At 66.9% G+C, this 14,263-nt stretch carries 17 protein-coding genes and 1 tRNA gene; 12 read left to right on the forward strand and 6 right to left on the reverse strand.

Translation table 11 applies throughout. The features are described from left to right. Positions 1-30: 30 nt before the first annotated feature. Both AC3WT0_RS09040 and AC3WT0_RS09045 read left to right on the forward strand, forming a co-directional pair. A complete protein-coding gene (locus AC3WT0_RS09040; protein WP_492753185.1) occupies positions 31-1,539 on the forward strand; it encodes a YifB family Mg chelatase-like AAA ATPase in 1,509 nt (502 codons plus the stop codon). A 22-nt stretch (positions 1,540-1,561) separates the two neighbouring features. Beyond that, positions 1,562-1,975 (forward strand): DUF805 domain-containing protein, encoded by a 414-nt coding sequence (locus AC3WT0_RS09045; RefSeq protein ID WP_492753186.1) that lies wholly within the window; start codon positions 1,562-1,564, stop codon positions 1,973-1,975. A 3-nt stretch (positions 1,976-1,978) separates the two neighbouring features. On the opposite strand, the gene AC3WT0_RS09050 is transcribed toward AC3WT0_RS09045, so the two are convergent. Further along, a complete protein-coding gene (locus AC3WT0_RS09050) occupies positions 1,979-2,581 on the reverse strand; it encodes a TetR/AcrR family transcriptional regulator (RefSeq protein WP_492753187.1) in 603 nt (200 codons plus the stop codon). 72 nt (positions 2,582-2,653) lie between these two features. Between AC3WT0_RS09050 and bdcA the strand changes: the two genes are divergently transcribed. The 3 genes from bdcA (at position 2,654) to AC3WT0_RS09065 (ending at position 3,862) form a co-directional block, all read left to right on the forward strand. Next, positions 2,654-3,367: an SDR family oxidoreductase gene (gene bdcA, locus AC3WT0_RS09055; RefSeq protein WP_492753188.1), complete on the forward strand. Its 714-nt coding sequence runs from the start codon at positions 2,654-2,656 to the stop codon at positions 3,365-3,367. Between the two features lie 116 nt (positions 3,368-3,483). Further along, a tRNA-Leu gene (locus AC3WT0_RS09060) sits at positions 3,484-3,568 on the forward strand. A 120-nt stretch (positions 3,569-3,688) separates the two neighbouring features. Further along, positions 3,689-3,862, forward strand: coding sequence for a hypothetical protein (locus AC3WT0_RS09065; protein WP_492753189.1), 174 nt, complete (start codon positions 3,689-3,691; stop codon positions 3,860-3,862). A gap of 76 nt (positions 3,863-3,938) precedes the next feature. Here AC3WT0_RS09065 and AC3WT0_RS09070 read toward each other — a convergent pair whose 3' ends face one another. Beyond that, entirely contained in the window at positions 3,939-5,210 is a 1,272-nt protein-coding gene (locus AC3WT0_RS09070; RefSeq protein WP_492753190.1) for an MFS transporter, read from the reverse strand. Positions 5,211-5,338: 128 nt separating this feature from the next. Here AC3WT0_RS09070 and pgsA point away from each other — a divergent pair, with 128 nt between their 5' ends. Genes pgsA through AC3WT0_RS09085 form a run of 3 tightly spaced genes read left to right on the forward strand, consistent with a single transcriptional unit; the run spans position 5,339 to position 6,599 of the window. Further along, the gene (gene pgsA, locus AC3WT0_RS09075) at positions 5,339-5,911 is read left to right on the forward strand and encodes a CDP-diacylglycerol--glycerol-3-phosphate 3-phosphatidyltransferase (RefSeq protein WP_492753191.1); all 573 of its coding nucleotides are present in this window, start codon (positions 5,339-5,341) and stop codon (positions 5,909-5,911) included. Further along, on the forward strand, positions 5,872-6,168 hold the full coding sequence (gene moaD, locus AC3WT0_RS09080) for a molybdopterin converting factor subunit 1 (RefSeq protein WP_492753192.1): 297 nt from the start codon (positions 5,872-5,874) through the stop codon (positions 6,166-6,168). Before pgsA ends, moaD begins: the two co-directional genes overlap by 40 nt. Beyond that, positions 6,165-6,599 carry a molybdenum cofactor biosynthesis protein MoaE gene (locus AC3WT0_RS09085; protein ID WP_492753193.1) on the forward strand — a complete coding sequence of 145 codons (435 nt, stop codon included), beginning with the start codon at positions 6,165-6,167 and terminating at the stop codon, positions 6,597-6,599. The genes moaD and AC3WT0_RS09085 overlap by 4 nt, the downstream gene beginning before the upstream one ends. A 3-nt stretch (positions 6,600-6,602) precedes the next feature. Here AC3WT0_RS09085 and AC3WT0_RS09090 read toward each other — a convergent pair whose 3' ends face one another. Continuing rightward, positions 6,603-7,160 carry a fasciclin domain-containing protein gene (locus AC3WT0_RS09090; protein WP_492753194.1) on the reverse strand — a complete coding sequence of 186 codons (558 nt, stop codon included), beginning with the start codon at positions 7,158-7,160 and terminating at the stop codon, positions 6,603-6,605. An 89-nt stretch (positions 7,161-7,249) separates the two neighbouring features. Beyond that, positions 7,250-8,149 (reverse strand): hydrogen peroxide-inducible genes activator, encoded by a 900-nt coding sequence (locus tag AC3WT0_RS09095; protein WP_492753195.1) that lies wholly within the window; start codon positions 8,147-8,149, stop codon positions 7,250-7,252. 138 nt (positions 8,150-8,287) lie between these two features. Here AC3WT0_RS09095 and AC3WT0_RS09100 point away from each other — a divergent pair, with 138 nt between their 5' ends. The 4 genes from AC3WT0_RS09100 (at position 8,288) to hpnN (ending at position 12,653) form a co-directional block, all read left to right on the forward strand. After that, complete coding sequence (locus AC3WT0_RS09100) at positions 8,288-8,830, forward strand: peroxiredoxin (RefSeq protein WP_492753196.1); 543 nt, start codon at positions 8,288-8,290, stop codon at positions 8,828-8,830. Between the two features lie 73 nt (positions 8,831-8,903). After that, the gene (gene ahpD / locus AC3WT0_RS09105) at positions 8,904-9,431 is read left to right on the forward strand and encodes an alkylhydroperoxidase, AhpD family (RefSeq protein WP_492753197.1); all 528 of its coding nucleotides are present in this window, start codon (positions 8,904-8,906) and stop codon (positions 9,429-9,431) included. Positions 9,432-9,525: 94 nt separating this feature from the next. Next, the gene (locus AC3WT0_RS09110) at positions 9,526-10,011 is read left to right on the forward strand and encodes a DUF2141 domain-containing protein (RefSeq protein WP_492753198.1); all 486 of its coding nucleotides are present in this window, start codon (positions 9,526-9,528) and stop codon (positions 10,009-10,011) included. Further along, on the forward strand, positions 10,011-12,653 hold the full coding sequence (hpnN, locus tag AC3WT0_RS09115; protein ID WP_492753199.1) for a hopanoid transporter HpnN: 2,643 nt from the start codon (positions 10,011-10,013) through the stop codon (positions 12,651-12,653). Before AC3WT0_RS09110 ends, hpnN begins: the two co-directional genes overlap by 1 nt. Here the strand turns inward: hpnN and AC3WT0_RS09120 are convergent. Together AC3WT0_RS09120 and AC3WT0_RS09125 are read right to left on the reverse strand one after the other, a co-directional pair. Further along, on the reverse strand, positions 12,587-13,597 hold the full coding sequence (locus tag AC3WT0_RS09120; protein WP_492753200.1) for an MlaA family lipoprotein: 1,011 nt from the start codon (positions 13,595-13,597) through the stop codon (positions 12,587-12,589). The two genes, hpnN and AC3WT0_RS09120, sit on opposite strands and share 67 nt — an antisense overlap. Further along, positions 13,594-14,205, reverse strand: coding sequence for an ABC transporter substrate-binding protein (locus tag AC3WT0_RS09125; protein WP_492753201.1), 612 nt, complete (start codon positions 14,203-14,205; stop codon positions 13,594-13,596). The genes AC3WT0_RS09120 and AC3WT0_RS09125 overlap by 4 nt, the downstream gene beginning before the upstream one ends. Positions 14,206-14,263: the final 58 nt, after the last annotated feature.

The raw sequence follows: 14,263 nt of genomic DNA on the forward strand, positions 1-14,263 counted from the left end.
TAGCTAAGCGATGGGGGCTTTGGGGGAAATATGGTCGCGATCGTCTCGACGGTGGCCTATCTGGGGCTGGAGGCGCGCGCTGTCGAGGTGCAGGTGCAGCTGACCCCCGGCCTTCCCGCCTTCGTCGTCGTCGGCTTGCCCGACAAGGCCGTTGCCGAAAGCCGCGAGCGCGTGCGCGGCGCCATCGCGGCCCTCGGCCTGTCGCTCCCGCCCAAGCGCATCACCGTCAACCTTTCACCCGCCGACCTGCCCAAGGAAGGATCGCATTACGATCTGCCGATCGCGCTCGGGCTGCTGGCGGCGATGGGCGTGGTCGATGCCGAGACGCTCAGCCGCTATGTCGTCGTCGGTGAACTGGGGCTCGATGCGCGGATCGCCGCGTCGCCAGGCGTGCTGCTCGCCGCGCTTCATGCCAGCGGCGCGGGGCAGGGGCTCGTCTGTCCCGCCGCGCAGGGAGGCGAGGCGGCATGGGCGGGCGATGTCGAGGTCGTGGCCGCACCCGATCTCCTCTCGCTGCTTAATCACTTCAAGGGATCGGCGCTGCTCGCGACACCCGCGCCGGGTGAGGCCGATCCGCCGGGCCTCGGCCCCGATCTGGCGCAGGTGAAAGGGCAGGAGACCGCCAAGCGCGCGTTGGAGATCGCGGCGGCGGGCGGCCATAATCTGCTCTTCGTTGGGCCGCCGGGCGCGGGCAAATCGCTGATGGCATCGTGCCTGCCGGGCATCCTGCCCGATCTGACGCCTGCCGAGGCGCTCGAGGTGTCGATGGTCGCCAGCGTCGCCGGGCTGCTCGACGGCGGGCGCATGTCGCGGACGCGTCCGTTCCGCGCGCCGCATCATTCGGCGTCGATGGCGGCGCTCACCGGCGGCGGGCTGAAGGTCAAGCCGGGCGAAGTCAGCCTCGCGCATCTGGGCGTGCTCTTTCTCGACGAATTGCCCGAGTTCCAGCGCGCCGTGCTCGATTCGCTCCGCCAGCCGCTCGAAAGCGGCACGGTCAGTGTCGCGCGTGCCAATGCGCACGTCACCTTTCCCGCGCGCGTCCAGCTCGTCGCGGCAATGAACCCGTGCCGCTGTGGCCATCTCGGCGATGCGGCGCTGGCCTGCGCCCGCGCGCCGCGCTGTGCCGCCGACTATCAGGCGAAAGTGTCGGGGCCGCTGCTCGATCGCATCGACCTGCATGTCGAGGTGCAGGCAGTGAGTGCCGCCGATCTCGTCCTGCCGCCGCCGGCCGAGGGCAGCGCCGAGGTGCGCACCCGCGTCGGCGCAGCTCGTGACGTTCAAGGCGCGCGTTATCGGGGGCAGGCCGCGCGGACCAATGCCGAGGCCGACGGCGAGTTGCTTGCGGCGGTCGCCACGCCCGACGCGCCGGGGCAGGCGCTGCTCGCGCAGGCGGCGGAGGCGATGCGGCTGTCGGCGCGCGGCTACACGCGGGTGCTCAGAGTCGCGCGCACAATCGCCGATCTGGCGGGCGTCGAGGGCATCGGGCGGATTCACGTGGCTGAGGCATTGAGCTACAGACGACAGGCGCCGCGCAACTGAGCGGCATCGGGAAGGGGGCGATATGGAATGGATGATCCTGCCGCTGAAGCGCTACGCGGATTTCGCGGGGCGCTCGCGACGCAAGGAGTTTTGGCTCTTCTGGCTGTTCGAGATAATCCTGCTCGCGATCTGCATGCAGCTCGACGCGCGGCTTGGGCTCGGCGGTTCGATCGACAGCTATCGCGCGACATCGCCGTTCGGCGCGAGCTTCGGCTATCAGAACAGCGGCGGCATCCTGACCGCGATCGCCGCGCTGGCGCTGATCATCCCGTCGCTGGCGGTCGCGGTGCGGCGGCTCCACGATTATGACAAGAGCGGCTGGTGGCTGCTGATCGGGCTCATCCCCTTCTTCGGTGCGCTTTACCTGTTGTTCCTCTATGTCCAGCCGGGCACGCGTGGGCCCAATCGCTTCGGCCCCGATCCGCTGGCGGGTTGAGGCTCAGCCGTCGGCGGCGAGCGCGGGCGGAATAGCGAGCGCAGCCGTCCGCGCGACGGCGACCAGCCGATCGACATTCCACCCTTCGCGCGCGCTCGCCGACAGGCCGGACATCGTCACATCGACATATTCGGCAAGCGTGTCGGCGATCCGCGGGTGGCTGGCGGCGATGAAATCGCGCACCTTCGATCGCGTCGCCGTCCGGTAGGGAAGGGCAGCATTGCCGCAGTCGCCGGCGGGGCCGGAACGCACCGTCTCCAGCACGAGGCATCCCGGAGCCGCCGGATCGGCGGCATAGATACGGGCTGCGGTTTCGAGCAGTTCGCCCAACGCTTCGGCAATCGGTCGGCCGGGGACGAGGATATCGTCCAACGGCAATGCCGATGCCGCATAGCGGCGCAGCACTGCGTCGAACAGCCCGGCCTTGCTGCCGAAGGCGGCGTAGAAGCTCGGCGGATTGATCCCCAGCGCTTCCGAAAGCGCAGCGACGCTCACCGCGTCATAGCCATGCTCGTGGAACAGCGCCTGCGCTTTCGACGTTGCCTGCTCGATATCGAAGGCGCGGGGGCGCCCCCTGCCACGCGCGGATAATTTTGTACCACTCATTACAAAACACCTTGACGTCTCTGCACGTTCATTTATGTAGTACTCATTACATTTTTAATCAAGGAGGCCGTCATGGCTGTTTTCAAGGACAAGAACATCCTCGTAATCGGCGGAAGCCGCGGTATCGGCGCGTCGATCGTCGAGCGTTTCGCGAAGGAAGGCGGCAAGGTCGCTTTCACCTATGCGGGCTCGAAGGACGCCGCCGGGGCACTGGCTGCGAAAGTCGGCGCCGAGGCGATCCGTTCGGACGCCGCCAATCGCGACGAACTGGTCGCCACAGTGGGCGGTCGCGGCAAGCTCGACGTGCTGGTCGTCAACGCCGGCACGCTGGTTCTCGGCGATCCGCTGGAGATCGACGCCGATGCCGTCGACCGCATGATCGATATCAACGTCCGCGCGCCTTATCATGCCGCGGTCGAAGCGGCGCGCCATATGCCCGAGGGCGGGCGGATCATCGTGATCGGCTCGGTCAACGGCGATCGCATGCCCTTTGCTGGCGGTGCCGCCTATGCGCTGACCAAGTCGGCGGTCCAGGGCATGGCGCGTGGCCTTGCGCGCGATTTCGGCGACAGGGGCATCACCGTGAACGTGGTCCAGCCCGGCCCGGTCGATACCGACATGAACCCCGCCGAAGGCCCGATGGCGAGCACGATGCACAGCTTCATGGCGATCAAGCGCCACGGCACCGCCGACGAAGTCGCGGCGCTGACCGCTTTTCTCGCAGGCCCCGACGCCGGCTTCATCACCGGCGCGCTCCATACCATCGACGGCGGCTTCGGCGCCTGAGCCGGTATCGATCGGGCGCGGCAGCGTGACCGCGCCCGATCGATCCGCTCTGGAAATTTCCAACGCTCCAACTTATAGCCCCGCTCCACCTGTCCCCGATCGAGCGGGGCGCCAGTGCGGGCGTGGTGAAATTGGTAGACGCGCCGGACTCAAAATCCGGTTCCGCAAGGAGTGTCGGTTCGAGCCCGACCGCCCGCACCATCCGAAATCCCTCAATGACTTGGAAGCTTGTGCCTGCCTGACCGTGCCATGTCGGGACAGTTGCCTGTTAACCATAGATAGCGCGAGACGAAATCGTAAACGAAACGTTAACGGGTGGCTATGAGACGTGCACTGGTCCTGACCAACGAAGCCGCGCGCCATCCCTTCCGGCAGTCGCTCCCGCCATTCAAGCGCGAACGGATCCAACCCGTTCGCGACGATGACAAGGATTTGAAGCTGTTTGCTCTCAGCTTCACCGCCTTCTTCATCGCGATCTACGGCTTCATCTTCTAGGAAGCCGCCAGCGACGACGCCGGGCCGGGAAGCTCGCTCAGCGTTCCGCCTGTCGCGGAGCGCGTGCTTGCGCGCATCAATCGCAGGCGAGGTGGAGCTTCCACGCCAGCCATGCCGAGACGAAGCACATGGCGGTGACCATCAGCAGCTGATCTACGGGCGACAGCCCTGCCGCGCTCAGCCCCAGCGCCACGATCGATCCACCGACCATCGCGCCTGAATTGACGATGTTGTTCGCGGCGACGGTGCGCGCGGTCTCGTCGGCTCCGACCGTGGTCGTCAGGAAGGCATAGAGCGGCACGACGAACATGCCGCCTGCGATCGACACGCCGAGCAGCGCGATGACGAGCAGGGGCGCGCTCGCGTGGTGGATGAACTGCGCCATGTCGTAGAAGCCGTCGCGCTCGCCTTCCCAGCTGCGCGCGACGAAATAGAGCAGCAGCACGAACCCCGCCATCACGATGACCGATGCGGGGGCGTAGCGCGCCGAGACCTGCCCCTTGAGCAGCCGGTTGATCAGCACCGATCCGATCGCGACGCCGATCGAGAAGATCGCGAGGAACAGGCTCGCGACCTGCTCGTTCGCGGTCAGCACATTCTTCACCAGCGGCGGAAATTCGATGATCAGCACCGCGCCGATCGTCCAGAAGAAGCTGATCGAGCAGATGGCGAGGAACAGCCGTCGGATGTGCATCGTCCCCGACACCAGGCGGATCGAGGCCCGCACGATGTGGAAATCGAGCGGTTCCTTCTCGCCGATCGGCGGGGCTGGGGGAACCTGCCGTCCCGCGAACCAGCCGACAACGGCGACGATCAGCACCAGCCCCGCAGCGATTCGCGGATCATGAGTGATGAAGCCGGCGGTGATCGTGCCGGCGAGGATGGCGAGATAGGTGCCGGCTTCGACCAGCCCCGTGCCGCCCAGCACTTCTTCCGCCTCAAGATGCTGGGGGAGGATTGCGTATTTGATCGGCCCGAAAAAGGTCGAATGGACGCCCATCGCCAGCACCGCAGCCAGCATCAGCGGGATCGAGGGGATGAGCAGCCCGACCGCGCCGACGGCCATGATCGCGATCTCGGCGGTCTTTACCGCGCGGATGATCTTCGCCTTGTCGCGCGTGTCGGCAAGCTGGCCCGAAAGCGCCGAAAGCAGGAAGAAGGGCAGGATGAACAGGCCGGTCGAAATCGCGCTGAACATCGTCTCGACCTTGGGGTCGGAATAGACCCGGTAGGTGACGAACAGCACCATCGCCGTCTTGAACAGATTGTCGTTGAACGCCCCCAATAGCTGCGTGACGAACAGGGGTAGGAAGCGGCGTCTGCCGAGAAGCCGCATTGAGGTCTGCATAGGGGAGGGCGGACTTGTGTTGTGATCGGTTGCGACCGTCCTTAGCGCATCGGCGAGGCCGCCATCAAAGGAAAATGGGCATGGGCTGGCACCGCCTTGAATCCGGTTATAAAAGAGGCGCCACGACCATGCTGACGCTGCCCAACATATTGACGCTGTCGCGCATCTTCGCGGTGCCGTTCCTCGTCGCGCTGCTGTGGTATCCCCATTGGCGGCTGGGCTACGCGCTGGGATTCGGGCTCTACTGCCTCGTCGGCATCACCGATTATTTCGACGGCTATCTGGCGCGCGCGCAAGGCACGGTGTCGAAGCTCGGCATCTTCCTCGATCCCATTGCCGACAAGATCATGGTCGCGGCGGTGATCGTGATGCTGATTTCGACCGAGGATGTGCTGGCCGGCCACCCGCTGATCGTCGGCTGGCACGTGGTGCCTGCGCTCGTCATCCTGCTGCGCGAGATCGCGGTCTCGGGGCTGCGCGAATTCCTGGCGCAACTCAGCGTCTCGGTGCCGGTCAGTCGCCTCGCCAAGTGGAAGACGACGTTCCAGATGGTCGCGCTCGGCGCGCTCATCCTCGCCGGCGCCTTGCCCGACTGGCATTGGGTGCAGCAGGTGGGGCTCGCCTGCCTGTGGGTGGCGGCCGGGCTCACGGTGGTCACCGGATGGGATTATCTGCGCGTCGGCCTCAAGCACATGGATTGAGCGCGGTGCGGATTCTCTATTTTGCCTGGGTGCGCGAGGCGATCGGCCGTGACGAGGAAGTAGCCGATCCGCCGGCGGATGTTTCCACGGTCGAGGCACTGGTCGACTGGCTCGCTGCGCGCGGCGGCGGCTATGCCGAGGCGCTGGCCGAAAAGGCGCGGCTCCGCTGCGCCGTCGACCAGCAGTTCGCGCCGCTCACCGCCCCGATCGCGGGTGCGCGCGAAGTCGCGATCTTCCCGCCGGTGACGGGCGGATGATCGAAATCCGCGTCCATCCCGATCCCATCGATCCGACGGCCGAGTTGGCGCGCGTCGAGGCGCTCGGTTGTGGCGGCGTGGCAAGCTTCACCGGGCTGGTGCGCGGCACCGATGGGGTCAGCGCGCTCCATCTCGATCATTATCCGGGCATGACCGAGCGCGTGCTGACCGAGCTGGCCGAGACGGCGAAGGCGCGCTGGTCGCTCGACGGCGTCGTGATCGTCCACCGCGTCGGCACGATGCAGCCCGGCGAGCGGATCGTGATCGTCGTCACAGGCGCACGCCATCGCGGCCCGGCGCTCGAGGCCTGCGCCTTCCTCATCGATCGGCTTAAAGTCGATGCGCCCTTCTGGAAGCGCGAAAGCGCGGGCGAGGGTGATCGCTGGGTCGAGGCGCGCGACAGCGATCACGCCGCCGCCGCACGCCACTGATCTTTACTGCTTGGGCAGGATCACGCCGTTGACGGCGTGGACGACGCCGTTGCCGGCATCGAGATCGCCCTTGGTCACGTAGGAGGCGTTGCCGCTGACGTCGGTCAGCTTCACCGCGCCGTCAGCGAAGGTCACCTTGATCGGCTCGCCCTCGACGCTGGTCAGCGTCGCGGTGCCACCGCTGGCCTTGGCCTGCGTCTCGATGTCGGCAAGCGTCAGCTTGCCCGGCACGATCAGGTAATTCATCAGCTTGGTCAGCGCCGTCTTGGCTTCGGGCTTGAGCAGCGTGGCGACGGTGCCCGGCGGCACGCGCGTAAAGGCGTCGTCGGTCGGTGCGAAGACGGTGAAGGGGCCGGTGCCCGCCAGCGTCTGATCGGTGCCGGCAGCGGCGAAAAGCTTGGTGAGCGTCGTATGGTCAGTCGAACCCGCGACGATCGTAGCGACCGTGGTGCCTGCGGCCGGCGTTGCGGCGGCGGGTGCGGCCTGATCCTGGGCCTGGGCGACGGTCGAGAAAGAGGCAGCGGCGGCGGCAATCAGAACGAGACGCTTGTAATCGAACATTTCGGTGCGAATCCTTTTCGGACGGTTTGTTCCACCTTCGAATACGCACCGGGAGCGATCCGGTTTCAATCCAAAGGATGAAACAATCGTCATTCCTCGCGGCGCAATATCTCCGCAAGCAACTGGAAATCCTTCTCGCGCGGGCTGCCGCGGCGCCATGCCAGCGCGATCCGCCGCGAATCATGCTCGGCCTCGATCGGGCGCGCGGTGATGCCGGTATGATCCAAAATGCCTGACTTCAGCGCCATTTCGGGCAGGATGGTGATGCCCAGCCCGTTATCGACCATCTGCACCAGCGTGTGGAGCGACGTGCCGAGCATCGTCGCCTCGGCGCGGATTTCGGGTCGGTTGCACGCGGCGAGCGCATGATCCTTCAGGCAGTGCCCATCCTCGAGCAGCAGCATCCGGCGTTCGTCGATCGTGTCGGGCATGATCGTCGGGGGCGGATTGTCGGGCTCGCCCTTGGGGAAGGCGACGAACAGTCGGTCGTCGAACAGCGGCGCGGTCGCGATGTCGCCGCAGGCATAGGGCAGGGCGAGCAGTACGCAGTCCACATGCCCGTGATGCAGCGATTCGCACGCGGCGGCGCTCGGTTCCTCGCGCAAATAGAGCTTCAGCTCGGGGCGTTCGCGGCGCAGCTTGGGCAGGATGCGCGGCAGCATGAACGGCGCGATCGTCGGGATCACGCTCATTCGCATCTCGCCCGAAAGCGGCTGGCCGGCGGCGCGCGCCATGTCGGTCAGTTCCTCGGCCTCGCGCAGCACGCGCCGCGCCTTGTCGACGATCGCCTCGCCCAGCGGGGTGAAGCGCACCACGCGCCGCGTGCGCTCGACGAGGACGATCCCGATCAGCGATTCGAGCTCGCGCAGCCCCGCCGACAGGGTCGACTGCGTGACGAACATCGCATCAGCGGCGCGGCCGAAATGGCCGTGCTCACGCAAGGCAACGAGATATTGAAGCTGCTTCAGGGTCGGGAGATAGGCTGACATTGGCTCACTCGATCAATATGCTTCAAATAATCAATTTTTCCGCTTGAATCTACCCCGCTAGGGACTAGATCGAGCTCGACGCTCAAAAGAGCGCGAGGACCGAGGGTGCCTGAGGTTCTGATTTCCTAGGAGAATCTCATGCTTACTGTGGGCGACAAGCTTCCCGAATTCACCGTTCCCGTCCAGCAGGGCACGTCCGCGCTTCCGGCCGGCGAAACGCTCAGCCACGACAGTTTCCCGGGCAAGTGGAAGGTCATCTTCTACTGGCCGAAGGACTTCACCTTTGTCTGCCCGACCGAGATCGTCGGCTATGGCGAGCTGAAGCAGGACTTCGCCGATCGTGACGCCGTACTGATCGGCGCTTCGACCGACACCGCGCACGTCCACCTGGCCTGGCGCAAGTCGGACCCGCAGCTGGCCGACGCCGATTTCCCGTGGCTTGCCGACAACGGCAAGGTGCTGGCCAATGCGCTCGGTATCGTCCACGCCGACGAGGCTGTCGCGCTGCGTGCCACCTTCATCGTCGATCCGGACAATATGATCCAGCACGTCACCGTCAACGGCCTGAACGTCGGCCGCAACCCGCAGGAAGCCCTGCGCGTGCTCGACGCCCTGCAGACCGACGAGCTCTGCCCGTGCAACTGGAACCAGGGCGACGACGTCCTCCAGGTCGCCGCTTAAGCTCGACTGAAAAGAGGGGCGCGGGGCAGCCGCTCCGCGCCCTTTTTCCTGCCCGCTTCCCAAGGAGAACCCCATGTCCCTGAAGGCATTTGCAGACGCGCTCCCCGATTTCGCGAAGGATCTGCGCCTCAATATCAGCTCGCTGCTCAACGACCAGCTTCTGGGCGACCAGCGCAAATATGGCCTGCTGCTCGCGACTGCGCACGGCAGCGGCCACAAGCCGCTGGTCGATGCGACCGAGGCCGAAGTCGAAGGCAAGCTCACGCCCGAGGCCGCCAATGCGGCGCGCGCGGCGGCGGCGGTGATGGCGATGAACAACGTCTATTATCGCTTCACGCACCTCGCCTCGAACAAGGAATATAGCCAGATGCCGGCCAAGCTGCGGATGAACGTCATCGGCGCGCCGGGCATCGAGAAGGACGATTTCGAGCTCTTCTGCCTTGCCGTCTCGGCGCAGAATGGCTGCGGCATGTGCATCGATTCGCACGAGAAGGTGCTGAAGGGCCATGGTGTGAATGCCGAGGCCATCCAGGCCGCCGCGCGCATCGGATCGGTGATGACTGCAGTCGCCACCGTCCATTCGGCGGTGTTCGGGGGCTGACCCGGCCCGGCCTCTCTCCTCCGACCGGGGGGAGGGGCACTCCCAAACCTTGGCGTTGGTTGTGCCGCGCCGCGTTTCGGCTAGAAGCGGCGCGATGAAGCGTTCGTCCTACCGCCGTCGCGGCATCGCCCTGCGTCTTCCGATTCTCCTGCCACTGATCCTCGCCGCCGCTCCGGCGGCGGGGCAGGGCGTATTGACGATCGAGGTCGACAATGTCCGCAATTCGAACGGGCATGTGCGCCTCGATGTCTGCCCGGAATCGCTGTTCCTGAAGGACAATTGCCCGGCCTCGGGCGCCGCGCCCGCGCATGCCGGCCGCACGATCGTCACCGTCTCGGGCCTGCGCCCAGGCCGCTATGCCGTGCAGGCCTATCTCGACGAGAATGACAATCAGAAGGTCGATCGCGGGCTGTTTGGCATCCCGAAGGAAGGCGTCGGCTTCTCCAACGACGCGCCGATCAGGCTCGCGCCGCCCAAGTTCAGCGATGCCGCCTTCGATTTTTACGGCGGTAACCAGACGATCCGGCTCGATCTGCGCTACTTCCTCGGCCCCAAGGGGCCGCCGGCGGGAACGCGCTGATGCGCTCGCCGGTCTCGGGAATCGTCGCCGCAAGCGTCAAGCGGCCCTGGGTGACGCTGGGTCTGATGCTGATTGTCGCCGCCGCCGCGCTGTGGATCGCGATGGGGCGCTTCGCGATGACCACCGATACGGCTGCGCTTATCTCCCCAACCGTCGGCTGGCGGATGCAGGAGGAGGCGATGGAAAGCGCCTTCCCGCAACTGAGCGACGTGATGCTTGTCGTGATCGACGGGGCCACGCCCGAGATCGCTGAGGATGGCGCGGCGCGGCTCAGCGCGGCGATGGATGCGGACAAGGCGCATTTCCGGCTCGTCAGTCGCCCCGACGGCGGTGACTGGTTCGCGCGCGAAGGCCTGCTCTTCGGTTCGGTCCAGGATGTGAAGGATACGACCTCGGCGCTCGTCGAGGCCCAGCCGCTGCTTGGCCCGCTCGCGGCCGACCCCAGCCTGCGTGGCGTGACCACGGCTTTCTCCACGATGCTCGACGGTGTCGCGGCGGGGCAGGCGACGCTCGATCGCATTGATGCGCCGATGCGCGCGCTGGCCGACTCGATCGACGCCTCGCTCGCGGGCAAGCCGGCCTATTTTTCGTGGCAGCGCCTGTTTGCGGGAGAGGGCGGTGCGCTCGCGCCGCCGACGCGCCGGCTGATCCTCGCCCAGCCCGTCCTCAACCACGCCGATCTCATGCCCGGCGAGGCGGCGGCCCAGGCGCTGGAGGCCGAAGTACGCAAGCTCGGCATCGATGCGGCGCACGGCGCCGATGCGCGGCTGACCGGCGAAGTGCCGCTGGCCGATGAGGAATTCGCGACGCTGCAGGAGAATATCGGCTTCGTCGGGCTGGTCATGGCGCTCGCGATGTTGCTGACGCTCTGGTTCGCGACGCGCTCGGTCCGGCTGGTGACCGCGATCGTCATCACGATCATCCTCGGCCTGCTGGTGACGGCGGCGGTCGGGCTGCTCGCGGTCGGGCGTTTCAATCTCATCTCGGTCGCCTTCATCCCGCTGTTCGTCGGGCTGGGCGTCGATTTCGGCATCCAGATCAGCGTGCGCTTCAATGCCGAGCGCTTCGATGGCGCGGATGTCGGTGATGCGCTCCGCCGCGCCGCCGTCGCGCTCGGCGCGCCGCTCACGCTTGCCGCCGGCGCGATCTTCCTCGGCTTCGGCGCATTCCTGCCCACCGAATATGTCGGCATCGCCGAACTGGGGATCATCGCCGGCATCGGCATGGTCGTGGCGCTGGCGCTCAGCGTGACCTTGCTGCCGGCGCTGGTCATGCTGCTCCGCCCCGGCCGCCCGCATGCCGAGGTCGGCTTCAAGGCCTTTGCCCCCGCCGACAAATTGCTCGAGCGCCGGCGCGGCGCCGTGCTCTGGGCCTTCGTCGCCGCGCTCGTCGCCAGCATCGCGTTGCTGCCGTGGGTGGTGTTCGACTTCAATCCGCTTCATCTGCGCGATCCGCATGCGCCGGCGATGAAGACGCTTGCCGACCTGACCCGCGATCCCGATCGCACCCCCAACACGATCGATGTGCTCGCGAAGAGCGAGGCCGATGCGCAGGCGCTCGCCGTGCGCCTCTCGAAACTGCCCGAGGTCATGCAGGTCGTCTCGATCGACAGCTTCGTGCCTGAGGATCAGGCGCCGAAGCTCGCGCTGATCCAGGATGCGTCGATGCTCCTCGATCTTACGATCAACCCGTTTGACGTCGCCCCGCCGCCGAGCGATGCCGATCTGGTCGCGGCGCTGACCGGCATCGCCGCGAAGCTCCGCGCCAATGCCACCGGCGCCAGCCAGCCCGCCGCCGATGCGCGCCGCCTTGCCGATGGCTTCGACCGGCTGGCGAAGGGCACGCCGGCCGAGCGCGCCGCCGCCAACGTCATGGTTTCAAAGCCGCTGGGCGTGATGCTCGATCAGATTCGCGCCGCGCTGCAGGCAGCTCCCGTGACGCGCGCCGATCTGCCGCCAGCGCTCGCCCGCGACTGGCTGGCCCCCGATGGCCGTGCCCGGCTGCAGGTCTTTCCCAGCGGCGACGCCAACGACAACAAGGTCATCCGCCGCTTCCGTAACGCGGTCGAGACAGTAACCCCCGCCATATCGGGCCTGCCCGTCGCGACGCAGGCGGCGGCGAGCACGGTCGCAGGCGCCTTCGTGCAGGCGGGCGTCATCGCCTTCCTGCTCGTCAGCCTGTTGCTGTTCGCGGTGCTGCGCGACGTGCGCGAGGTGCTGTTCACCCTCGCGCCCGTCGTCCTGTCTATCTTCCTGACGCTGGGCAGTTGCGTGCTTATCGGCCAGCCGATCAACTTCGCCAACATCATCGCCTTCCCGCTGCTCTTCGGGGTCGGCGTGGCGTTCCACATCTATTTCGTGATGGCCTGGCGCGGCGGCGCGACCGGGCTGCTCCAGTCGAGCCTGGCGCGCGGCGTGCTGTTCAGCGCGCTGGCGACGGGGACGGCGTTCGGCAGCCTGTGGCTGTCGCACCACCCCGGCACGGCGAGCATGGGTAAGATATTGATGATCTCGCTTGCCTGGACGCTGGTCTGCGCGCTGATCTTCGAACCCGCGCTGCTCGGCCCGCCGCGTCTTCAGAAGCGCGGCGTCGGCGCGGGCTCGGGCGGGGGCAGCGGAGCGGAACGAATCAGGGCGTCCTGAAGTTCGCGCGGCGCTTCGCCCTGTGGGCCGGACACGGGATCGGTCAGCGGATCGGCAAGGGGATCGGCCTGCGGGGACGTGCCCGTATCGCCCTTTTTCTTCCTGTGCCTGCGCGCGCGGATCTCGGCCACTTCGGCGGCGCGATTCTGCAGCCACGCCGAGCGCAGCGTCGCATAGGGATCGACCGCGCCGTCCAGCAGAGCCTTCAGTTCGGGATCGGCCTCGGCGCGCCGGTCGAGCCCGCTGAGGATGCCGGTGGCGAGCTGATATTCGGCGCGGCTGAACGGTTTGCCGATCGCCACGGGCAGCACCGCGCCGTCGGCGGGCTCCGCCGCCAGATCGCGCAAGGTCGACGGCCCCATGAAGGGCAGGAAGATATAGGGGCCTGGCCCCACGCCATAGCGCGCCAGCGTATTGCCGAAGCCATTGTCGCGGTGCGGCAGCTTGAAATCCTCGCGCTTGGCGATGTCGAAGAAGCCGGCAATGCCCAGCGTCGAATTGATGCCGAAGCGCGCGAAGGTCTCCGCCGCCTTGCCGATCTTGAGCTGCAGCAGGAAGTTCAGGAAAGCGACGGGCTCGCTGAGGTTGGTGAAGAAGTTGCGCAGGCCCGACCGCGCTTCCTTGGGCAGCAGCGACTTATGCGCCATCGCCAGCGGGCGGTAGATCGCCTTGTCCAGCTTCATATGGATGCTGAACATGGTGCGGTTGAACCCCTCGAGCGGATCCTCCTTGGGGTGTTTGTGCGGCTTCGCGGGGGCGGTCGGCGCGGCCTCGGTCGCCGGATCGATCAGCGGATCGCTGAGCTCGGGCGCATCGGAGGCACGAGCTGGCGGCGCGGTGGCCTCCATAGCCTGGCTTACGGCCGGCGCGGCCGTGGCGGCGGGTGTCGACTCGGGTGGCACCACCGCGAGCGCCGCCATGGGCAGCAGGAAGGAAAGGCTCAATCGCCGCCCTTCGCGGCAATGGCGTTGAGATGCGCGATCAGCGCCTTCGCCCCGCCCTTGGAAAGCACGGTCGCGAAATCCGCTCTGCGCGTTGCGATCTGGCTGATCGCATTGCGGTAGAAGACGTCGATGATCTTCCAGTTCGCGCCATTTTGCCGCAGCCGATAGGCGATGGCGACGGGCGTCTGCTTGGGCTGGTTCAGTGTGGTGCGCACCAGCTTGTCGGTACCCCGCGTCTCGACATCGGGCGCGACCGTAAAGCTCTCGCCCGACCAGCTGTCGAAATTGGAGGCATATTGCGCGATCGTCATCTGCCGGAAGGCGGCGACCAGCGCCTGCTGATCGGGGGGGGCGATGCTCGTCCATGTCGGGCCGACGGCGAGGCGCGTCATCAGCGGCAGGTCGAACGCGCGGTCGATCACCGGGGTGATCGTCGCGGCGCGGCTCGCCTGCGTGCCGCGCGCCTTCATGATGCCGATCAGGCCGTCGTCGAGCGCCTGCACGGTCGCGCGTACGGGATCGGCGGCCTGCGCGAGAAGCGGCGCGGGGGCGACGGCCGCGATGGCGGCGAAGCCGAGGAATGGGAGGCCGTGGGAGGGTGCGCGCATCGGGATGGCTCCATAGGTCCGGGCGGCGGCCTATATCGCGCATCCTGCCATGCCGTCC

Source organism: Sphingomonas sp. EU05-FHT14C10 (assembly GCF_058790595.1).

Bases quoted from the DNA above. Each gene is read 5' to 3' on its own strand.
- AC3WT0_RS09040 (WP_492753185.1), top strand. From the start codon at position 31: ATGGTCGCGATCGTCTCGACGGTGGCCTATCTGGGGCTGGAGGCGCGC.
- AC3WT0_RS09045 (WP_492753186.1), top strand. From the start codon at position 1,562: ATGGAATGGATGATCCTGCCGCTGAAGCGCTACGCGGATTTCGCGGGG.
- AC3WT0_RS09050 (WP_492753187.1), bottom strand. From the start codon at position 2,581: ATGAGTGGTACAAAATTATCCGCGCGTGGCAGGGGGCGCCCCCGCGCC.
- bdcA (WP_492753188.1), top strand. From the start codon at position 2,654: ATGGCTGTTTTCAAGGACAAGAACATCCTCGTAATCGGCGGAAGCCGC.
- AC3WT0_RS09065 (WP_492753189.1), top strand. From the start codon at position 3,689: ATGAGACGTGCACTGGTCCTGACCAACGAAGCCGCGCGCCATCCCTTC.
- AC3WT0_RS09070 (WP_492753190.1), bottom strand. From the start codon at position 5,210: ATGCAGACCTCAATGCGGCTTCTCGGCAGACGCCGCTTCCTACCCCTG.
- pgsA (WP_492753191.1), top strand. From the start codon at position 5,339: ATGCTGACGCTGCCCAACATATTGACGCTGTCGCGCATCTTCGCGGTG.
- moaD (WP_492753192.1), top strand. From the start codon at position 5,872: ATGGGATTATCTGCGCGTCGGCCTCAAGCACATGGATTGAGCGCGGTG.
- AC3WT0_RS09085 (WP_492753193.1), top strand. From the start codon at position 6,165: ATGATCGAAATCCGCGTCCATCCCGATCCCATCGATCCGACGGCCGAG.
- AC3WT0_RS09090 (WP_492753194.1), bottom strand. From the start codon at position 7,160: ATGTTCGATTACAAGCGTCTCGTTCTGATTGCCGCCGCCGCTGCCTCT.
- AC3WT0_RS09095 (WP_492753195.1), bottom strand. From the start codon at position 8,149: ATGTCAGCCTATCTCCCGACCCTGAAGCAGCTTCAATATCTCGTTGCC.
- AC3WT0_RS09100 (WP_492753196.1), top strand. From the start codon at position 8,288: ATGCTTACTGTGGGCGACAAGCTTCCCGAATTCACCGTTCCCGTCCAG.
- ahpD (WP_492753197.1), top strand. From the start codon at position 8,904: ATGTCCCTGAAGGCATTTGCAGACGCGCTCCCCGATTTCGCGAAGGAT.
- AC3WT0_RS09110 (WP_492753198.1), top strand. From the start codon at position 9,526: ATGAAGCGTTCGTCCTACCGCCGTCGCGGCATCGCCCTGCGTCTTCCG.
- hpnN (WP_492753199.1), top strand. From the start codon at position 10,011: ATGCGCTCGCCGGTCTCGGGAATCGTCGCCGCAAGCGTCAAGCGGCCC.
- AC3WT0_RS09125 (WP_492753201.1), bottom strand. From the start codon at position 14,205: ATGCGCGCACCCTCCCACGGCCTCCCATTCCTCGGCTTCGCCGCCATC.